Origin of the sequence: Microbacterium sp. SORGH_AS_0505 (assembly GCF_030818715.1) — a bacterium.
Taxonomy (GTDB): Bacteria; Actinomycetota; Actinomycetes; order Actinomycetales; family Microbacteriaceae; genus Microbacterium.
This window is the reverse complement of record NZ_JAUTAT010000001.1, coordinates 1,727,365-1,744,445: the sequence shown is the minus strand read 5'-3', so window position 1 is coordinate 1,744,445 and position 17,081 is coordinate 1,727,365. Positions and strand designations below refer to the sequence as shown.

15 protein-coding genes, 1 tRNA gene and 1 pseudogene are annotated in these 17,081 nt (G+C 69.9%); 7 read left to right on the top strand and 10 right to left on the bottom strand.

Annotated elements, in window-relative coordinates; all coding sequences use genetic code 11:
- Positions 1-26 precede the first annotated feature (26 nt).
- The 5 genes from QE428_RS08575 (at position 27) to QE428_RS08555 (ending at position 4,443) form a co-directional block, all read left to right on the top strand.
- Complete coding sequence (locus QE428_RS08575; RefSeq protein WP_307468104.1) at positions 27-704, top strand: YqaJ viral recombinase family protein; 678 nt, start codon at positions 27-29, stop codon at positions 702-704.
- A gap of 130 nt (positions 705-834) precedes the next feature.
- Positions 835-2,508: an MDR family MFS transporter gene (locus QE428_RS08570; protein WP_307468098.1), complete on the top strand. Its 1,674-nt coding sequence runs from the start codon at positions 835-837 to the stop codon at positions 2,506-2,508.
- A gap of 10 nt (positions 2,509-2,518) precedes the next feature.
- Complete coding sequence (locus QE428_RS08565) at positions 2,519-2,995, top strand: MarR family winged helix-turn-helix transcriptional regulator (protein WP_307468096.1); 477 nt, start codon at positions 2,519-2,521, stop codon at positions 2,993-2,995.
- 138 nt (positions 2,996-3,133) lie between these two features.
- Positions 3,134-4,165 carry an NADP-dependent oxidoreductase gene (locus QE428_RS08560; protein WP_091351885.1) on the top strand — a complete coding sequence of 344 codons (1,032 nt, stop codon included), beginning with the start codon at positions 3,134-3,136 and terminating at the stop codon, positions 4,163-4,165.
- Positions 4,165-4,443 (top strand): acylphosphatase, encoded by a 279-nt coding sequence (locus QE428_RS08555; protein ID WP_307470691.1) that lies wholly within the window; start codon positions 4,165-4,167, stop codon positions 4,441-4,443. Before QE428_RS08560 ends, QE428_RS08555 begins: the two co-directional genes overlap by 1 nt.
- A 3-nt stretch (positions 4,444-4,446) precedes the next feature.
- On the opposite strand, the gene QE428_RS08550 is transcribed toward QE428_RS08555, so the two are convergent.
- The 9 genes and pseudogenes from QE428_RS08550 to QE428_RS08510 form a co-directional block, all read right to left on the bottom strand.
- Complete coding sequence (locus QE428_RS08550) at positions 4,447-5,232, bottom strand: amino acid ABC transporter ATP-binding protein (RefSeq protein ID WP_307468093.1); 786 nt, start codon at positions 5,230-5,232, stop codon at positions 4,447-4,449.
- The gene (locus QE428_RS08545) at positions 5,219-5,893 is read right to left on the bottom strand and encodes an amino acid ABC transporter permease (RefSeq protein WP_307468089.1); all 675 of its coding nucleotides are present in this window, start codon (positions 5,891-5,893) and stop codon (positions 5,219-5,221) included. The genes QE428_RS08550 and QE428_RS08545 overlap by 14 nt, the downstream gene beginning before the upstream one ends.
- Positions 5,894-5,963: 70 nt before the next feature.
- A pseudogene (locus tag QE428_RS08540) lies at positions 5,964-6,763 on the bottom strand (amino acid ABC transporter substrate-binding protein).
- 109 nt (positions 6,764-6,872) lie between these two features.
- Complete coding sequence (locus tag QE428_RS08535) at positions 6,873-7,922, bottom strand: nitronate monooxygenase family protein (RefSeq protein WP_307468086.1); 1,050 nt, start codon at positions 7,920-7,922, stop codon at positions 6,873-6,875.
- A 73-nt stretch (positions 7,923-7,995) separates the two neighbouring features.
- Positions 7,996-8,685, bottom strand: coding sequence for a 50S ribosomal protein L1 (gene rplA / locus QE428_RS08530; RefSeq protein WP_018186961.1), 690 nt, complete (start codon positions 8,683-8,685; stop codon positions 7,996-7,998).
- A 13-nt stretch (positions 8,686-8,698) separates the two neighbouring features.
- Positions 8,699-9,130 carry a 50S ribosomal protein L11 gene (rplK, locus tag QE428_RS08525; RefSeq protein WP_018186960.1) on the bottom strand — a complete coding sequence of 144 codons (432 nt, stop codon included), beginning with the start codon at positions 9,128-9,130 and terminating at the stop codon, positions 8,699-8,701.
- Between the two features lie 186 nt (positions 9,131-9,316).
- A complete protein-coding gene (gene nusG, locus QE428_RS08520) occupies positions 9,317-10,324 on the bottom strand; it encodes a transcription termination/antitermination protein NusG (protein ID WP_091351874.1) in 1,008 nt (335 codons plus the stop codon).
- 108 nt (positions 10,325-10,432) lie between these two features.
- Complete coding sequence (gene secE, locus QE428_RS08515) at positions 10,433-10,699, bottom strand: preprotein translocase subunit SecE (protein ID WP_065571373.1); 267 nt, start codon at positions 10,697-10,699, stop codon at positions 10,433-10,435.
- Between the two features lie 44 nt (positions 10,700-10,743).
- A tRNA-Trp gene (locus tag QE428_RS08510) sits at positions 10,744-10,816 on the bottom strand.
- A gap of 212 nt (positions 10,817-11,028) precedes the next feature.
- On the opposite strand from QE428_RS08510, the gene QE428_RS08505 reads away from it, so the two are divergent.
- Together QE428_RS08505 and QE428_RS08500 are read left to right on the top strand one after the other, a co-directional pair.
- Positions 11,029-12,849 carry an HSP90 family protein gene (locus tag QE428_RS08505; RefSeq protein ID WP_307468077.1) on the top strand — a complete coding sequence of 607 codons (1,821 nt, stop codon included), beginning with the start codon at positions 11,029-11,031 and terminating at the stop codon, positions 12,847-12,849.
- Positions 12,846-15,644 carry a hypothetical protein gene (locus tag QE428_RS08500; protein ID WP_307468074.1) on the top strand — a complete coding sequence of 933 codons (2,799 nt, stop codon included), beginning with the start codon at positions 12,846-12,848 and terminating at the stop codon, positions 15,642-15,644. Before QE428_RS08505 ends, QE428_RS08500 begins: the two co-directional genes overlap by 4 nt.
- Before the next feature lie 53 nt (positions 15,645-15,697).
- Here QE428_RS08500 and QE428_RS08495 read toward each other — a convergent pair whose 3' ends face one another.
- Positions 15,698-17,062, bottom strand: a complete 1,365-nt coding sequence (locus QE428_RS08495; RefSeq protein ID WP_133398438.1) for an NAD-dependent succinate-semialdehyde dehydrogenase — start codon at positions 17,060-17,062, stop codon at positions 15,698-15,700.
- Between the last annotated feature and the right edge of the window lie 19 nt (positions 17,063-17,081).

The window sequence follows — 17,081 nt, the reverse complement described above, 5'->3', positions numbered from 1 at the left end:
CGGGAGGGGCGACTTAGGATCGACGGGTGACTCCCGAACTCGCTGCCCGGATCGTCGCGGACTCCCGCGACCGGGTCGCCTGGATGCGGGCTCGCTCCCGCGGGATCACCGCCACCGACGTCGCCGCCCTCACCAGCGAGCGCGCGATCGCCCGCGCGGCCGAGGCCAAGCTCAACGGTTCCGGCTTCAGCGGCAACGCGTACACGGACCACGGTCGACGCCGCGAGCCCGAGATCGCCGCCTGGGTCGCGGCGACCCACGGCATCCTCCCCTCGTCGGCCCTGTTCCACGCCGAGGTCGAGAAGCGTCACCTCGCGACCCCCGACGGGATCATGGCGGATGCCGCGGGCCGCGTCGTCCTGGCCGAGATCAAGACGACCAACAAGACCTGGAAGTCCATCCCCCGCACCTACCTCCGCCAGGTGTGGTGGCAGCAGCACGTCCTCGGCGCCGAGCGCACGCTGGTCGTGTGGGAGGAGCACCAGGACTTCGTCCCGCTGCGGGACGAGCCGCGGTGCGCGTGGATCGACCGTGACGAAGCCGAGATCGGGTCGCTCGTGCGACTCGCGACTGCTCTCATCGACGAGCTCTACCACCGCACGACGGGCAACACGCCGCCGCGCCGCGAGCAGGCCGCGCCGGTCAGCCGTCGCGAGCAGCTCCGAGAGCGCGACATCTTCCGCGCCCTCGCCCTCGCGGACTGATCAGCCCCGTGCCTGACCGGGTCCCCGGTCCCGGCGCTCACGCACACCCCGATAGTTGACAGAGATCAATCAACGACATATAGTTGACTTCTCTCAAACTTTGACCTGTGTCAACCATCTGGAGCTGTACATGACCACCACCACACCGACCCGGCGTCGGGTGCTCGCCCCGCTGTCGGGCCTCCTCCTCGGCATGTTCGTCTCGATGATCGCCTCGACCGTCGTGTCGACCTCGCTGCCCGTGATCATCCACGACCTGAACGGCGACCAGAGCGCCTACACCTGGGTCGTCACCGCCACCCTGCTCACCACGGCCATCTCGACACCGGTCTGGGGCAAGCTCGCCGACCTCATGGGCCGCAAGACGCTCTACCAGATCGCCCTCGTGATCTTCGTCCTCGCGACCGCCGCCGCCGGCTTCGCGCAGGATCCGGGCACGCTCATCGCTTTCCGCGCGGCGCAGGGCATCGGCGCCGGTGGCCTCGCCGCCCTCAGCCAGGTCCTGATGGCCGACATCATCAGCCCGCGCGAGCGCGGTCGCTACATGGGCCTGTTCGGTGCCGTCATGGCCGTCGCCACCGTCGGCGGACCCCTTCTCGGCGGTGTCATCACCGACGGCTTCGGCTGGCGCTGGAACTTCTTCGTCTCGCTTCCTATCGCCGTCGCGGCCCTCATCATGGTGCAGCGCACCATCCCCGCATCCGCTCCCTCCACCCGCCGGGCGAAGATCGACTACATCGGCATCGTCCTGCTGTCGACGGCCGTCTCGCTCCTGCTCATCTGGGTCACCAGCGCCGGTCGCGACTACGACTGGTGGAGCACGGAGACGATCCTCATGGTCGGCGGCGCAGTCCTTTCGGCGATCCTGTTCGTCATCGTCGAGCTCCGCACCTCCGAGCCGCTGGTCCCGCTGACGCTGTTCCGCGACCGCACCTTCACCCTGTCGGTCGTCGCCTCGATAGCGACCGGCATCGCGATGTTCGGCGCATCGGTCTTCCTCGGCCAGTACATGCAGATGGCGCGCGGCGCGACGCCGACCGAAGCCGGCCTCATGACGATCCCGATGATCGCGGGGCTCCTGCTGTCCTCCGTCGGCGTCGGTGCGCTCATCACCCGCTACGGGCACTGGAAGCCGTACCTCGTCGTCGGCAGCATCCTGCTGACCGCGGGCGCGGCCCTCCTGTCGACGATCCACTACGACACCGACTTCTTCCTCGTGTCGGTCTACATGTTCCTGCTCGGCGCCGGTGTCGGTATGACGATGCAGAACCTCGTCCTGGCCGTCCAGAACAGCGCCAAGCCGAGCGAGATCGGTGTCGCCAGTTCGGGCGTCACGTTCTTCCGCAGCCTGGGCGGCACGATCGGCGTCTCCCTCATGGGCGCCGCCCTCGCCTCCCGTGTCGCAGACCTGTTCACCGGCGCGCACGACCGCCTCATCGAGACCCTCACCGCGCTCGGCCCGTCCGGCGCCGCGTGGGGTGAGCAGCTCAGCTCGGGCACGCTCCCCCGCGTCTCGGAGATGCCGGAGCAGCTGCGGGTCATCGTCGAGGACATCTACGCGCAGGGCATCTCCTCCGCATTCCTCATCGCCGTGCCCTTCGGCATCCTGAGCATCCTCGCGGTGGTCTTCCTGCCGAACCGGTCGCTCAGCACGATGACCACCTCCGAGCGCCGCAACGCCTCGGAAGCGGACCTCGCGACCGTGTCGGTCCCCGCCGGCATGGACAGCATCACGGCAACCGGCACCGTGCCCGTCCCGGACGTCGACTCCGATGCCGAGGCCGAGGCCACGACCCGCCGATAACATGGAAACGATGTCCACGCAGTCGGATCGAGAGGCGCGCACCCTGGCGGTGCGCGCCCTCGAGGGCGAGTTCAGCGATCTGATCGCGCTGTTCCGCCGACGGATCATGGAGAACGCCAACAGCGTCAGTCCCGGCATGCTGCCCGGCGCCTACAAGGTCTTCACGACGATCGCCCGCCATGAGCCGATCACGCAGTCGGCCCTCGCCGAGATGCTCATCCTCGACAAGGGCCAGCTGAGCCGCACCGTGCGCGAGCTCACAGATCTGGAGCTCATCGAACGCACCCCCGACCCGACCGACGGCCGGTCGAGCCTGCTGACCGCGACCGATCACGGCCGAGCCCGGCTCGCGGCTGCTCGCGGGCCGCAGGAGGGCGCCCTGCTCCAAGCCCTCAGCGACTGGCGCGTCGAGGACATCGAGAACCTCGCGCACCTGCTGCATGCCCTCGTCGCCGGATCGCGGCCCGACGGCGGCCCCACCACGTAGGCCGCCGCTCCCCCGCTCCGGCGGCTTCTCGACCCGGTGATGCCGATGTAACACCGCCGAGACAATCTCGCGGTTGACTGGTCATCCACCGAGCACCTCCAGCGCCCGCCGTCGAGCACTGGTGAGAAGGAGCAGCCGATGCGATTCCGGCCGCTGCGATCCGCAGCCCCCACCACGAGCGAGGTGGTCGAGGTGACCGCCCCTCCCCCGGCCATGCGTGCCGTCGTCTACGACGCACCCGGCGACGCCGACGTCCTGCGCGAGGCTCAGGTCCCGGTGCCCGAGCCCGCGATGAGCGAACTCCTGGTGCGCGTCGTGGCCGCCGGGGCGAACCCCATCGACGCGAAGACCCGATCCGGCCGCGGTGTGACGGGGCAGATCCCCGAGTACCCCTCCACGCTCGGGTTCGATTTCAGCGGCGTGGTGGTCAAGAGCCCGTACGAGGCGCACCCGCTGCAGCCGGGCGAGCAGGTCTTCGGCATGGTGCCGTTCCCCCGCTCAGGTGGCACGTACGCCGAGTACGTCGTCGTCCCCAGCCTCTCCGTCGCACGCAAGCCCGCGGCGCTGTCGCACGTCGAAGCCGCCGGGGTGCCTCTCGCTGCGCTCACCGCGTGGGGTCTCGTCGTCGAGACGGCTCACGCTCATGAGGGTCAGCGCGTGCTCATCCATGCCGGATCCGGCGGCGTCGGACACTTCGCCGTGCAGCTCGCCGCCTACTTCGGCGCGCACGTCACGGCGACCGGCTCGGCGGCCAACCTCGGCTGGCTCCGGGAGCTGGGGGCATCCGTCGTCGTGGACTACTCGACCACGCGCTTCGAGGACGTCGTCGGAGAGGTGGACGTCGTGATCGACCTCGTCGGCAACGTCCACGACGACACCGGCACGCGCTCTCTCGGAGTCCTGCGGCCCGGTGGCCTCTACGTCATGGTCCCCACGGGCGCCTGGCCCGGATACGCGGATGCCGCGGCTGCCGCGGGCGTGCGCGCGACCACCTACAAGGTGGTCCCCGACGGGGCGGTGCTGGCGACGCTCGGGCGCCTGCTGGACTCACGGTCGATCCAGGTGTTCGTCGACCGCGTCTTCGACCTCGCCGACGCCGCTGCCGCGCACCGCGAGGTCGAACGCGGCCACGTGCGCGGCAAAGTCGTCCTCACGGTGGCGGACGCGTGATGCGCCGCATCCGGTTGGTCGTCCGCGGCGTCGTCCAGGGTGTCGGGTTCCGCTACTCGATGCAGCACGTCGCGCGCGGCGCCGGCGCGACGGGGTGGGTCCGGAACCTCGCGGGCGGCTCCGTCGAGGCTGAAGTGCAGGGGGATGCCGCCGCGGTCGAGTCCGTGACGGACTGGGCTGCGATCGGACCGCGCGGCGGGGTCGTCGACGATGTCGCGATGACCGAGTTGACGCCGGTGACGGACGAGGACGGGTTCGAGATCCGCCGGGACGCCTGAGAGTCAGTCCTCGAGAGGCCGCAGGATCCGGTCGAGGAACCGGCGGGTCCGCTCGTTCTTCGGGGCGGTGAAGATGTCACGAGGGTGCCCGCGTTCGACGATGACACCCTCGTCGAAGAAGACGACCTCGTCCGCGACCTGACGCGCGAACTGAAGCTCGTGCGTCACGATGACCATCGTCCACCCCTCGTCGGCGAGTTCCTTGAGGACGAGGAGCACCTCGCCGACCAGCTCGGGATCGAGCGCGCTCGTCGGCTCGTCGAAGAGCAGAAGATCGGGGGTGAGGGCGAGCGCGCGGACGATGCCGACGCGCTGCTGCTGACCGCCCGAGAGCTCGTGGGGGTACGCGTCGCGCTTCTCGGCGAGGCCGACGCGCTGCAGCAGCCGCTCCGCCCCGGCGATCGCGGCATCCTTGGCCACGCCATGGGCGTGCACCGGTCCCTCGATCACGTTCTCGAGCACCGTGAGGTGCGGGAAGAGGTTGTTCTGCTGGAACACCATCGCCGACCGGTCGCGCAGCGCCGCCCGCTGCGCTTTGGCCGCCTTGCCCTTGACCGGCTCGGCGAAGTCGTGGCGCTGTCCGTCCGAGAAGACGACGACGCCGGCGTCGGGTGCCTCGAGTCCGTTGAGGCAGCGGAGGACCGTCGTCTTGCCGGACCCGCTGGGTCCGATGAGGCAGACGACCTGCCCCGGCGAGACGGCGAAGTCGACGCCGTCGAGGACGACGTTGTCACCGAACGACTTCCGGAGCCCGGTGACGGCGAGAAGGGGTGCGTCAGTGTGCGACACGGCGGTCGAGCCTCCGTTCGATGCGGTCCTGCCCGAACGACAGGACGAGGCAGAAGAGCCAGTAGATGAACGCCGCCTCGATGTAGATGACGAGGAAGTCGAGGCTGAACGCCGCGATGTTCTGCGCGACGCGGAACATCTCGGCGACGGTGATCGAGGCGACCAGCGACGTGTCCTTCACGAGCGAGATGAACGTGTTCGACAGGGGCGGCACCGACACGCGAGCCGCCTGAGGGAGGATGATGCGCCGCAGCGCCGTCGCCCGCGAGAGCCCGACCGTGAACCCCGCCTCCCACTGGCCCTTGGGGACCGAGAGGATCGCGGCGCGGATGACCTCGGCGGCGTATCCGCCCACGTTCAATGACAGGGCGATGACCGCCGCGAGGTACGCGTCGATCAGCACCCCGATCTGGGGCAGGCCGTAGAAGATGACGAAGATCTGCACGAGGAGCGGCGTGCCCCGGATCGCCGAGATGTAGAAGCGGGCGATGCCCGAGAGCACCCGGTTGCCGGAGATCCGCATCAGCGCCGCCGCGATGGCTAGCACGAGTCCGATTGCGAACGAGATCAGCGCGAGCGGGATCGTTACGGTGATCCCGGCGCTGAACATCGGCCAGAACGAGGTCAGGATCAACTGCCATGTATCGGCGTCCACCGGCATCCTTTCGCAGAATGGGGAACGGGCTCGGCGGTCGCGTCACCGCGCCGCGCCGAGCCCGTTGGGGCTGATGTCACTCGGTGACGTCGGCTCCGAAGTACTTCTCGCTGATCTCGGCGAGGGTTCCATCTTCGCGCAGGTCGGCCAGCGCGCCGTCGATCTTCTCGATGAGCGCCTTCTTGTTCTTCGTCGTGACGACCGCGCTCTTGGCGGGGTCGGTCTCGGCCGCGATCTTCAGACCCGTCGGTCCGTCGGTCTTCTCGTAGTCGAGGAACGTCAGCTTGTCGTTGACGGTTGCCTCGACGCGGTCCTGACGCAGCAGCTCGACCGCCTGCGCCCAGCCCTCGATCGGGGTGACGTCGGCGCCGGCCTCCTCGGCGAGCTTGTAGAAGTTGCTCGTGAGCGACTGCGCGGTCTTTTTGCCCTTGAGGTCGGCGAAGCTCGAGATCGAGTCATCGCTGTCTTTGACCACGACGACGCTCGGCGAGACCGTGTAGGGCTCGCTGAAGAGGTACTTCTCCTCGCGCTCGGGGTTGATCGAGACCTGGTTCGCGATGACGTCGACGCGCCCCGCGCGTCGAGGCCGGCGAAGATGCCGTCCCACTGCGTCTCCTGGAACTCGATGTTCAGGTCGAGCTTCTTCGCGACGGCCTCGATGATCTCGACGTCGTAGCCGACGAGCTTGCCGCTTTCGTCGTGGTACGTGAAGGGCCGGTAGGTCCCCTCCGTCGCGACCGTGAGCGTGCCGCCCTTCGCGAGACCGAGGTCGTCGCCGGCGGCCTCCGTCCCGTTCGAGCTCGAGGAGCAGGCGGTCAGCGCCAAAACGGCACTGAGGGCGAGGGCTCCGAGTGCGGCGATACGACGACGGGACATGGGTCTCCTTGGTGAGGGGGAAAGGGAGGCGCGCGAAGGCTGTGGCCCGCGCGGACCTCTCAATACAACACGCATCCGTGTGGATGATTCCCGCAGGTGACAGTCTGTGTCAGCGGGATGCCGGGGGAAGGCCCGCGGCGAGCTCCGCGAAGACCTCGTCCGCGTCGTCCGAGCGCGACAGCCCTGCCGCCTGTCCCGCCCAGAGCGAGATCAACTCCGCGTCGTCCCGCGCCGCCGCGCGGAACACCCCGGTGAGCCAGTTCTGCGCGGGGAACGGGGCGATGGCATCCGCGTCCTCGATGGCACGGACCGCCCGATTCGGGATGCCGCGGGCCAGCCGCCCGCTCATCGCGCGGGTCAGGACCGTGTCGGTGTCCGCCGCAGCTCGGAGCGCGTCGCGGTGCGCGTCGGAGGCGGCCGAGGCCCGGGTGCGGAGGAACGCGCTCCCGACTTGCACTCCCGCCGCGCCGAGCGCGAACGCGGCGGCGACACCCCGGCGGTCGGCGATCCCGCCCGCGGCGAGGACCGGGACGTCCACGGCGTCGACCACCTGCGGGACGAGGGCGAAGGTGCCGACGAGCGAATCCTCTGCACGCCGCAGGAAGCTGACCCGATGCCCGGCGGCCTCCGCGCCGCTCGCGACGATCGCGTCCACTCCCCCGTCCGCCAATACGACGGCCTCGGCGACGGAGGTGGCGGTCCCCACGACACGGATGCCGCGGCGATGAGCCTCGGCGACGGTCTCGGCCGCCGGCACGCCGAACACGACGCTGAGGACGGCGGGCGCGGCATCCCACACCGCGTCGAGCTGCTCGTCGAGGGAAGGGAGGAACGCGGACGGCAGAGGCGGGTCTGCGACACCGGCCGCGGCCAGGAGCGGAGCGACCGCCGCGCGGGCCGCGGCGAGGTCGGCCTCGGCGGGGAGGATCTCGTCGCCCGTGGGGAGCCAGAGGTTCAGTGCGAACGGGCGGCACGTCGCGGCGCGCAGCGCGGTCGCCGTCTCGCGGATGCGGTCGCCCGAGTACCCGTAGAGGCCGAACGAGCCGAGACCGCCCGCGTCGCTGACGGCCGCGGTGAGCGCCACGGATGACAGGCCGCCGAACGGCCCGAGCACGATGGGCGCCTCGATGTCGAACAGCGTCTGGATGTCGCGGGCCACGCGATGACGCTACCAAGGACGGAACGACGAAGGGGCCCCACCCGGAGGTGGAGCCCCTTGCTGTCTGGACGACTCAGACGAGAGCGTTGACGTCCAGCGGGATGCCGGGACCGAACGTGGTCGAGATGGCGCCCTTCTGGATGTAACGGCCCTTCGAGCTCGACGGCTTCAGACGCACGATCTCTTCGAGTGCAGCGTTGAAGTTCTCGTTCAGCTGGTCCTCCGAGAAGGACGCCTTGCCGACGACGAAGTGCACGTTGGCGTGCTTGTCGACGCGGAACTCGATCTTTCCGCCCTTGATCTCCTCGACGGCCTTGGCCGGGTTGGGGGTCACGGTGCCGGTCTTCGGGTTCGGCATGAGGCCGCGGGGTCCGAGGACCTTTCCGAGGCGACCGACCTGGCCCATGAGCTCGGGGGTCGAGACAGCCGAGTCGAACGCGGTGTAGCCACCGGCGACCTTCTCGATGAGCTCGGCGCCACCGACCTCGTCCGCACCGGCGGCGAGAGCGGCTTCAGCGGCGGGACCGGTCGCGAACACGATGACGCGGGCGGTCTTGCCGGTGCCGTGGGGCAGGATGACCGTGCCACGGACCATCTGGTCCGCCTTGCGCGGGTCGACGGCGAGCTTCAGAGCGACCTCGACGGTCGAGTCGAACTTGGCCGAACCGGTCTCCTTGGCGAGGGCGACAGCCTGCTCGGAGGAGTAGAACGTGGAGCGGTCGATCTTGGCCGCTGCTGCTTCGTAAGCCTTGGACTTAGCCATTGTTCTGTTCCCCTCAGCTCTCGACCGTGATGCCCATGGAACGGGCGGTGCCGGCGATGATCAGCGAGGCGGCCTCGATGTCGTTGGCGTTCAGGTCGGGCATCTTCGTCTCGGCGATCTGGCGAACCTGATCCTTGGTGAGCTTCGCGACCTTGGTGGTGTGCGGGGTCGCAGAACCCTTCGCCACACCGGCGGCCTTCTTGATGAGCTCCGCGGCGGGCGGGGTCTTCAGGATGAACGTGAAGCTGCGGTCCTCGTAGACGGTGATCTCGACGGGGATGACGTTGCCGCGCTGCGACTCGGTCGCGGCGTTGTACGCCTTGCAGAACTCCATGATGTTGACGCCATGCTGACCGAGCGCGGGGCCGATCGGCGGCGCCGGGTTGGCTGCACCGGCGTTGATCTGAAGCTTGATCAGGCCGGTCACCTTCTTCTTCGGTGCCATTTCCTCTTCCTTTCACGAGCGAGGCGGATGCCTCGTTCTCCCACGGTCCCGGCGGATCCGGGTCGTGGTGATGTCTGCGCGCACGACGAAGCGGCGCACAAACCACATGAGTCTACCGCATCCGGCATCCCCCGGCATGACGAAGGCCCCGCCGGAGCGGGGCCTTCGCGTCGCGCGATGCTGCGCTTACTGCTTGGTGACCTGATCGAACGACAGCTCGACCGGCGTCTCGCGCTCGAAGAGCGAGACGAGGACGGTGAGCTTGCCGCTCTCGGGCTTGATCTCGGAGATCGATCCGGGAAGACCCGCGAACGAGCCCTCCTTGATCGTGATCGTCTCGCCGATCTCGAAGTCGACCTCGGTGATGACCGAGCGGGCCTGCGTCGCAGAGCCCTTCGTGGCGGTGGCACCCTTGGCCGGCGCGACCTCCTTGGCCTCGACGAGCGGCTTCAGCATGGTGAAGGCCTCTTCGAAACGCAGCGGGGTCGGGTTGTGGGCGTTGCCCACGAAGCCGGTGACGCCGGGCGTGTGGCGCACGACCGACCAGGTGTCCTCGTTGAGCTCCATGCGCACGAGTACGTATCCGGGGATCCGGACACGGTTGACCATCTTGCGCTGGCCGTTCTTGATCTCGACGACGTCCTCCATCGGGACCTCGACCTGGTAGATGTCGTCCTCGACCTCGAGCGTGGACTTCCGCTGCTCGATGTTGGCCTTCACCTTGCGCTCGAAACCGGCGTAGGAGTGGATGACGTACCACTTGCCCTCGAGCGAGCGGAGCTCCTGACGGAAGGCCTCGTACGGGTCGTCCGAGGTCTCGTCCTCGTCATCGCCGAGCTCGGGACCGTCGTAGGGGGCGACCTCGTCGGCCGCAGCTGCGGCGCGCTCTTCCTCTTCGTCGGCGAGCGACTCGGTGAGAACCTCGGCGGCAGCCTCGGCTTCGTCCGCCTGGTCGATCTCGAGCGCGTCGTTGACGATGCGGTCGGCTTCGGGGTCCTCGATCACGACGGCGTCCTCTCCGGTGGGCTCGTCCTCGACGGGCTCCTCGTCCTCGATGTGCAGGGCGGCGTGCTCAGCGGACTCGGCGGAACGCTCCTGACCGGCCAGGACGTTGCCCTCCTGCGCTTCGTCGTCCTCGCTGGACTGCTCCGCGGCGGTCGACCAGTCGGCGTCGTCGACATATCGTTCGGTCACGTCATTCACTTCCCTGCAGGTTCGGCTTCGATGTTCAGCGGCAACGCGGCGGGCGGTTCAGATGATCCGGGATGCCGTCCGTCACCGCGACGGATGATCGTCCGGACGTCACCTGGGGACGTCGAAGACGATGTTCGTGATCCAGGTGAAGAACAGGTCGAGCCCGTACACGATGGCCATCACGACAACGACGAATCCCAGGACCACGAGGGTGAACTTCACCAGCTCCTGCCGGGTCGGTGTCACGACCTTGCGGAGCTCGGCGATCACCTGGCGGATGAAAAGGGCGATCCGCTGGAAGAAGTTGAGCTTCTTCTCACGGGTGGCGCCGCTGCTGGCAGCGACGACCTCGCCGTTCGGCTCATCCTGGACCATTCAACCCACCTGTTGCTCGGTTCGAGTCAGCTGACGCTGACGCGCAGGGCGGACAGGAATCGAACCTGCAACCTGCGGTTTTGGAGACCGCTGCTCTGCCAATTGAGCTACCGCCCTAAGGTCTTGCGACCCGGGAATCCACATCCTGTCGGGCCCATGGGCACGGCAAAAGAATGCAGACAACTGCGTGGACCAGCATACGGCATGGCCCGGAGGGTGGCGAACGCGCGGCATCCCTCGCCGTCCGAGGGCCGCCTCGTTAGGCTTGATCGGCCGTCACCGGCATGGGGAGCACGGCATCGGATGAACGACGACTACCGAGGAGCGCGGTGACGGACAGTACTGCCGCCCAACAGTTCCAGGTCGACCTCCGCGGGGTCATCGACCTGTTGAGCCGCCACATCTATTCGAGTCCTCGGGTGTTCCTGCGCGAGCTGCTGCAGAACGCCGTCGACGCGATCGCCGCGCGCCGGGCCGTCGACGGGGGCGGCGGCCGCATCCGCATCACGCCCGTCAGCGACGGCTCGGCCGAGTTCGTGATGCGCGACGACGGGGTGGGGCTCACCGAGACCGAGGTCGCCGACCTCCTGGCCACGGTGGGACGCAGCTCCAAGCGCGACATCTTCGACCTGCCGCGCGGCGACTTCCTCGGTCAGTTCGGCATCGGGATGCTCTCGTGCTTCATGGTGTGCGACACGATCGTCATCCGCTCGCGGAGCGCGTCAGGGTCCGCTCCCGTCGAGTGGACGGGACATTCGGACGGCACCTTCACGGTCGCCTCCCGCCCCGAGGACATCCCGGTCGGCACGAGCGTGCACCTCACGCCGCGCTCGGACACGCGGGCGCTGCTCGGGACGAGCACGGTCACGGAGCTCGCCGAGACCTTCGGACGCTATCTGCCGCACACGGTCGTCGTAGACCTCCCCGGCGGCGGCGAGACGACCGTCACCGAACCCGCCCCCTTCCTCGACGGCGATCTCGAGCGACAGCTCGGCTACGGGCGTGAGCTCATCGGCGCGGAACCGCTCGATGTCATCCCGCTGCACGTCCCGGGCACGCAGACGCGCGGGGTGGCCTTCGTGCTGCCGTTCGCGCCTCCCCCGACGGCACGCCAGAGCACCCGCGTGTACCTCCGGCGGATGCTGCTGACCGAGCGCGCCGACGAGCTGCTCCCCGCCTGGGCCTTCTTCGCCCGCGCCGTCGTCGACTCCGGCTCACTGCACCCGACCGCCAGTCGCGAATCGCTCGTCGACGACGACGCGCTCGAACAGACACGCCAGGAGATCGGCGAGGCGATCCGCCGCTGGATCCTGGAGGTCGCACTGCAGGACCCCGTCCGGCTCGCGCAGTTCGTGTCCATCCACGAGGTCGCACTCAAGTCGCTCGTCCGCCACGACGACGAACTCGCCCGGTTCATCGTCCGGTGGCTCTCGGTCGAGACGACCGCGGGTCGTCTGCGCGTCGAAGAGCTCGCCCGCAGGTTCCCGACCGTGCGCTACGCCGAGACCGTCGACGAGTTCCGCCAGGTCGCCAGCATGGCCTCCGCCGGCGGTGTCCTCGTCAACGGCGGCTACCTCTACGACGCGGACCTCGTCCGCCGGATCCCCGAGCTGTTCCCCGGCGTCGAGGTCGAGCGCGTCGACGTCGTCGGCGAGATCGACCGGCTGGACCTCGCCCCTCTCGACGACCGCGCCGCGGCGACAGCCCTCGAGCAGCGAGCGAAGGCTGCGCTCGAGGACGTCGACGTCGCGGTCCGCACGTTCGACCGTTCCGACCTGCCGGGGCTGTTCGTGGCCGATCCCGAGGTGCTGCGCGCCCTCGACCGCGGCCGTGCGCGCAGCGCCGGGGGCGCGTTGTGGGGCGGCGTCCTCGACCGCGCGGCGAGCATCGTCTCGAGCGGCCGGGCCGCGGACGAGCTCGCGGCTCGGCTGTGCCTCAACTGGACGAGTCCCATGATCCGCAAGCTCGCCGCGACGCCGCCCGGCCGGGTGTTCGACCTGAGCGTGCAGCTCCTCTACGTGCAGTCGCTTCTCGCGGGGCACCACCCCCTCGACCCCTCCGATCGCACGATGATGTCGAACGCCCTTTCGGAGCTGGTCGACCGCGCCATCGACGCCGACACCCCACCCTCGACAGAAGGAGCCTCATGACCGGTTACGCGACCCGCATCCGATCCCTCTTCGACGAGATCGACAACACCCCGTGGGGTCCGCAGGAGCAGTCCCTCGTCGCGCAGGCCGTCGCGCTCGCGCAGGAGAGCGGCGACGAACGACTCGAGTACGAAGCCCGCCTGCGGCAGACCTCGAGCGCGAACATGGGCGGCGACACGGATCTCATGCTCACCTCGTTCGCGTGGTGCCTGGCGCACCACGACGCCGATCCGGAACGGTTCCCCGCCGAGGTCGAGGGCGCCGGCGACGTGCTCTGGCAGTACAAGTGGATGGCGAGCGCCCTCGGCAGCTCGCCCGAGTTCCCCACGGAGCAGATCGCCGCCGTGCTCGACGATATGGAAGCGCACTACCGGCGGGCCGGCGTCGGTCCCAGCGGGGTCCTCATGGCCCGCTTCGAGGATGCCTGGGCGGCGGGCCGCTTGGACGAAGCCGCCGACCTGCAGCGCACGCTCGAGGCGACGCCCCGCGACGACTACAGCCATTGCGACGCGTGCGTCCGCAGCCAGTTCGCCGGATTCTTCATCGAGACCGGTCGCGAGGAAGAGGCCATCCGACTCGTCGGCGAGATGATCGAGAACGGGTTCTCGTGCGGCGAGGAGCCCGAGCACGCGCTGGCTCGCATCCTCCTCCCCTACCTGCGCGCGGGGATGCTCGACGACGCACGCACCGCTCACCTGCGCAGCTACCGCCTCGCGAAGGAGAACCCGGACAACCTCGCGATCGTCGCGAAGAACGTCGTGTTCTGCGCCGTCACCGGCAACGAGGCGCGTGCCCTCGCCCTCGTCGAGCGCCACCTGTCGTGGCTCGTGCACGACGGCCTCGACGCCGACGCGCACGCCACGGCTCTCGGCGCCTTCGCGCTCGCCCTCGACGCCGTCGCCGCGGCGGGCCACCCCGGCCTCACCGTCCGCGGCTCGGACGCGGAGGCCCTCGTGCCCGTCTTCGGCGCGCATAACGGCCCGTGGCGCGTCGACGAGCTCGCCGCCGCGGCGTGGAGTGCCGCCGGCGACATCGCCGCGGCATTCGACCGCCGGAACGGCACGGACGCCCACACGCGGAACCTCGCGCGCCTGCGCGAGGTCGGCACGGAGCACTACGACGTCCCCATACGCTCGCACGACTTCTCGACGGTGGTCGCACCCGCTCCCGTCCTCACGCGGGAGGACCGCGTCGCCCGTGCCGTCGCCCTGGCGCACGCCGCGTCATCCGCCGCGATCGACCCGCTCCGCGGGCTGCTGACGGATGCCGACCCCGCCGAGGGCGTGGTCCTGTCGTCGCACCTGCTGGGCGGCCTCGTCGCCACCGACCGGATTGTCGAGGCCGAGGCGTTCCTGCCCGAGCGTCTGACGATCCTGCGCGCCGCGGGGCACGCGGCGCAGGCCGACCTCGAAGAGCGCCTCGGCCTCGTCCTGTTCGGGCACGACCTGGCAGCGGCCGGCGACACGCTCGGCGCCGAGCTGGCAGCCGCGGTGGGCGCGCCCGCGGCAGTCCAGGCGGACCTGGTCTCGACGCGCGGCGTCGCGAAGATGTACGAGGGATCGTTCGCGGAAGCCCGTGACGACGCCCGCGCAGGGGTGCGCCTGTTCCTCGAGGCAGGCGACGCGGTGCGCGCACAGGGTGCGCGACTGCTCGCGGTCGACGCCGCGGCATCCGCTTCGCTCTTCGACGAGGCCCGCGCCGACCTGGACGACCTTCTCGCGGGGTCGCTCAGCGACGGTCGTCGCGCGCGGGCTCTCGCGTCGAAGGCCCGACTGCACGGCGTGGCCGAGGAGTTCGCCGAGGGCGCCGCCGCTGCGGACGAGGCGGCACGACTCCTCCTCTCGCTCGGTGCGGACGATGTCCGCATCGCGGAATCGTTCGTGCTGGCCGGAGCGCTCCATGAGGATGCCGGGGCCGCGTCGCTCGCCGCCGGCCGCTACCGCACCGCGGTCGAGCGGTACGAGTCGGCGGGCGCTCCGACGGCCGACCCGCGTTACCGGCTGGGCCGAGCGATGATCTCCGCCGGGATGCCGGAAGAAGCCGTCGACGCGCTCCACCAGGTTCTCTCGGATGAGACCGCCGCCGAGGTGCCCGCCGGGTCGCGCGCCATCACCGTGGGGCTCCTCGCCCGGGCCTACGAGGGTGCTCGCGACTTCGGCAACGCCGTCGGCGCGTGGGGTTTCGCCGCCGACCTGCACGAGGAGGCAGGCGAAGCCGAGGGGCAGGCCTTCGCGCTCGTCGCGCAGGGCCGACATCTCGGCAACTTCGGCGAGTACGACGATTCCGTGATCGCCCTCGAGACCGCCCTCGGCCTGACCGCCGGCACCGAGGAGCAGGTCGGTCTGCACGCCGAGGCGCTCCACCTGCTCGCGCAGGCGAAGATGCAGCGCGGCGACGAGGACGCGTACGAGGTCATCGACCAAGCGCTCGCCCTCGGCCGCGCGAACGAGGCCCATTGGTACGTCGCCGACGTGCTCGACACGCGCGCCCGTCTGCTCGCGGCGCACCAGCGCACCGACGAAGCGGTGGCGACCGCGCTCCAGGCCGCGGACGGGTTCGCCCAGGCCGGCGACCCGGGCTCGGGGGCCGGGTCCGAGCTGCTGGCCGCCCGGCTTCTCGTCGGCGCCGAGCGACCGGGCGATGCCCTCCCGCTCTACCGCGCCGCCATCGAGCACGCGACGGAGAGCGAGAACGAGCCGCTCCGCCAGCAGGCGGCGCTCGAGCTCGGCGACGTCTACGAGGGTCTCGGCCGCCACGGCGAGGCTGCCGACGTCCGCGCGACGACCTCGGCCTGACGCGAAAGCGGTGAGGGGCGGCATCCGATCGGATGCCGCCCCTCGTCGCTCGTTCAGCCGATGCGGACGAGCTTCTTGTTGACGAACTCGTCGGCGGCAAGCAGCCCCAGCTCGCGACCCGTGCCGCTGCGCTTGATGCCGCCGAACGGCAGCCCGGGCTCGTCGGCGAGGACGAGGTTGACGTAGACCATGCCCGCCTCGATCCGGTCGGCGACGCGGGTCGCCTGCTCGGGGTCGGTCGTGTAGACGTAGGACCCCAGGCCGAAGGGGGTGTCGTTGGCCACGCGGATCGCCTCGTCCTCGTCGGCGACGCGGTAGACGACACCGGCGGGGCCGAACAGCTCCTCGCGGTAGACGTCCATCTCGGGGGTGACGTCCGTCAGGACCGTCGGCGCGAAGAACGCGCCGTCGCGGGTGCCACCGGTGACGATCGTCGCGCCCTGGGCCGCGGCATCCTGGATCTGCTTCTCGAGACGCTCGGCCGCGGTGACCGAGGAGAGCGGCCCGAGGACGGTGTCGGAGCTCCACGGGTCGCCGACCGAAGCGGCCGCCATCTTGGCCGTGAACGCCTCGACGAACGCGTCGTAGAGACCGTCGACGACGATGAACCGCTTCGCGCCGTTGCAGGACTGGCCGGTGTTGTCGAGGCGCGCGTCGACGGCGGCCTGCGCGACCGCGTCGAGGTCATCGGCCGACAGGACGATGAACGGGTCCGAGCCGCCGAGCTCGAGGGCGACCTTCTTGAGATTGCGTCCGGCGACCTCGGCGACAGCGGCCCCGGCGCGCTCCGAGCCGGTCACCGATGCGCCGTGCACGCGCGGGTCGGCGATCACGTCGGCGGCCTGCTCGTTCGTGAGGTACACGTTCGTGTAGACGCCGGCGGGGAAGCCCGCGTCGCGGTAGATCTCTTCGATGGCGGCAGCCGACTCGGGGCACTGCGGCGCGTGCTTGAGCAGGATCGTGTTGCCGACCGCGACGTTGGGGGCGGCGAAGCGGGCCACCTGGTAGTACGGGAAGTTCCACGGCATGACACCGAGGAGCACACCCAGCGGCGCCTTGCGGATGACGGCGGTCCCCTCCCCCTCGATCGGGATCGGCGTGTCGGCGGTGATCTCGTCGATGTGGTCGGCGTAGTACTCCGTGATGTCGGCAGCGAAGTCGACCTCGCCGAGGGCGCCGTCGATCTGCTTGCCCATCTCGCGGACGATGATCTTCGCCAGGTCTTCGCGACGCTCGCGATGCAGCTGCGCCACGCGACGCAGCAGATCGGCCCGCTCGGCGGGAGTCGAGGTCCGACCCCAGCCTCGCGCGGCCTCGTCGGCGGCCCGGAGGGCGCGCTCGACGTCGTCGGCGGATGCCGTCGGGTACGTCGCGTGGGTCTCGCCGGTGGCGGGGTCGATGACGGCGTAGTCGCTCATGATGCTCCTCAGTACTTCC

Excerpts from the sequence above, each read along its gene's own strand:
- rplA (WP_018186961.1), bottom strand. The coding sequence starts at position 8,685 with ATGGCTAAGTCCAAGGCTTACGAAGCAGCAGCGGCCAAGATCGACCGC.
- QE428_RS08560 (WP_091351885.1), top strand. The coding sequence starts at position 3,134 with ATGCGATTCCGGCCGCTGCGATCCGCAGCCCCCACCACGAGCGAGGTG.
- secE (WP_065571373.1), bottom strand. The coding sequence starts at position 10,699 with ATGGTCCAGGATGAGCCGAACGGCGAGGTCGTCGCTGCCAGCAGCGGC.
- QE428_RS08495 (WP_133398438.1), bottom strand. The coding sequence starts at position 17,062 with ATGAGCGACTACGCCGTCATCGACCCCGCCACCGGCGAGACCCACGCG.
- QE428_RS08545 (WP_307468089.1), bottom strand. The coding sequence starts at position 5,893 with ATGCCGGTGGACGCCGATACATGGCAGTTGATCCTGACCTCGTTCTGG.
- QE428_RS08565 (WP_307468096.1), top strand. The coding sequence starts at position 2,519 with ATGTCCACGCAGTCGGATCGAGAGGCGCGCACCCTGGCGGTGCGCGCC.
- rplK (WP_018186960.1), bottom strand. The coding sequence starts at position 9,130 with ATGGCACCGAAGAAGAAGGTGACCGGCCTGATCAAGCTTCAGATCAAC.
- QE428_RS08555 (WP_307470691.1), top strand. The coding sequence starts at position 4,165 with ATGCGCCGCATCCGGTTGGTCGTCCGCGGCGTCGTCCAGGGTGTCGGG.
- QE428_RS08500 (WP_307468074.1), top strand. The coding sequence starts at position 12,846 with ATGACCGGTTACGCGACCCGCATCCGATCCCTCTTCGACGAGATCGAC.
- QE428_RS08570 (WP_307468098.1), top strand. The coding sequence starts at position 835 with ATGACCACCACCACACCGACCCGGCGTCGGGTGCTCGCCCCGCTGTCG.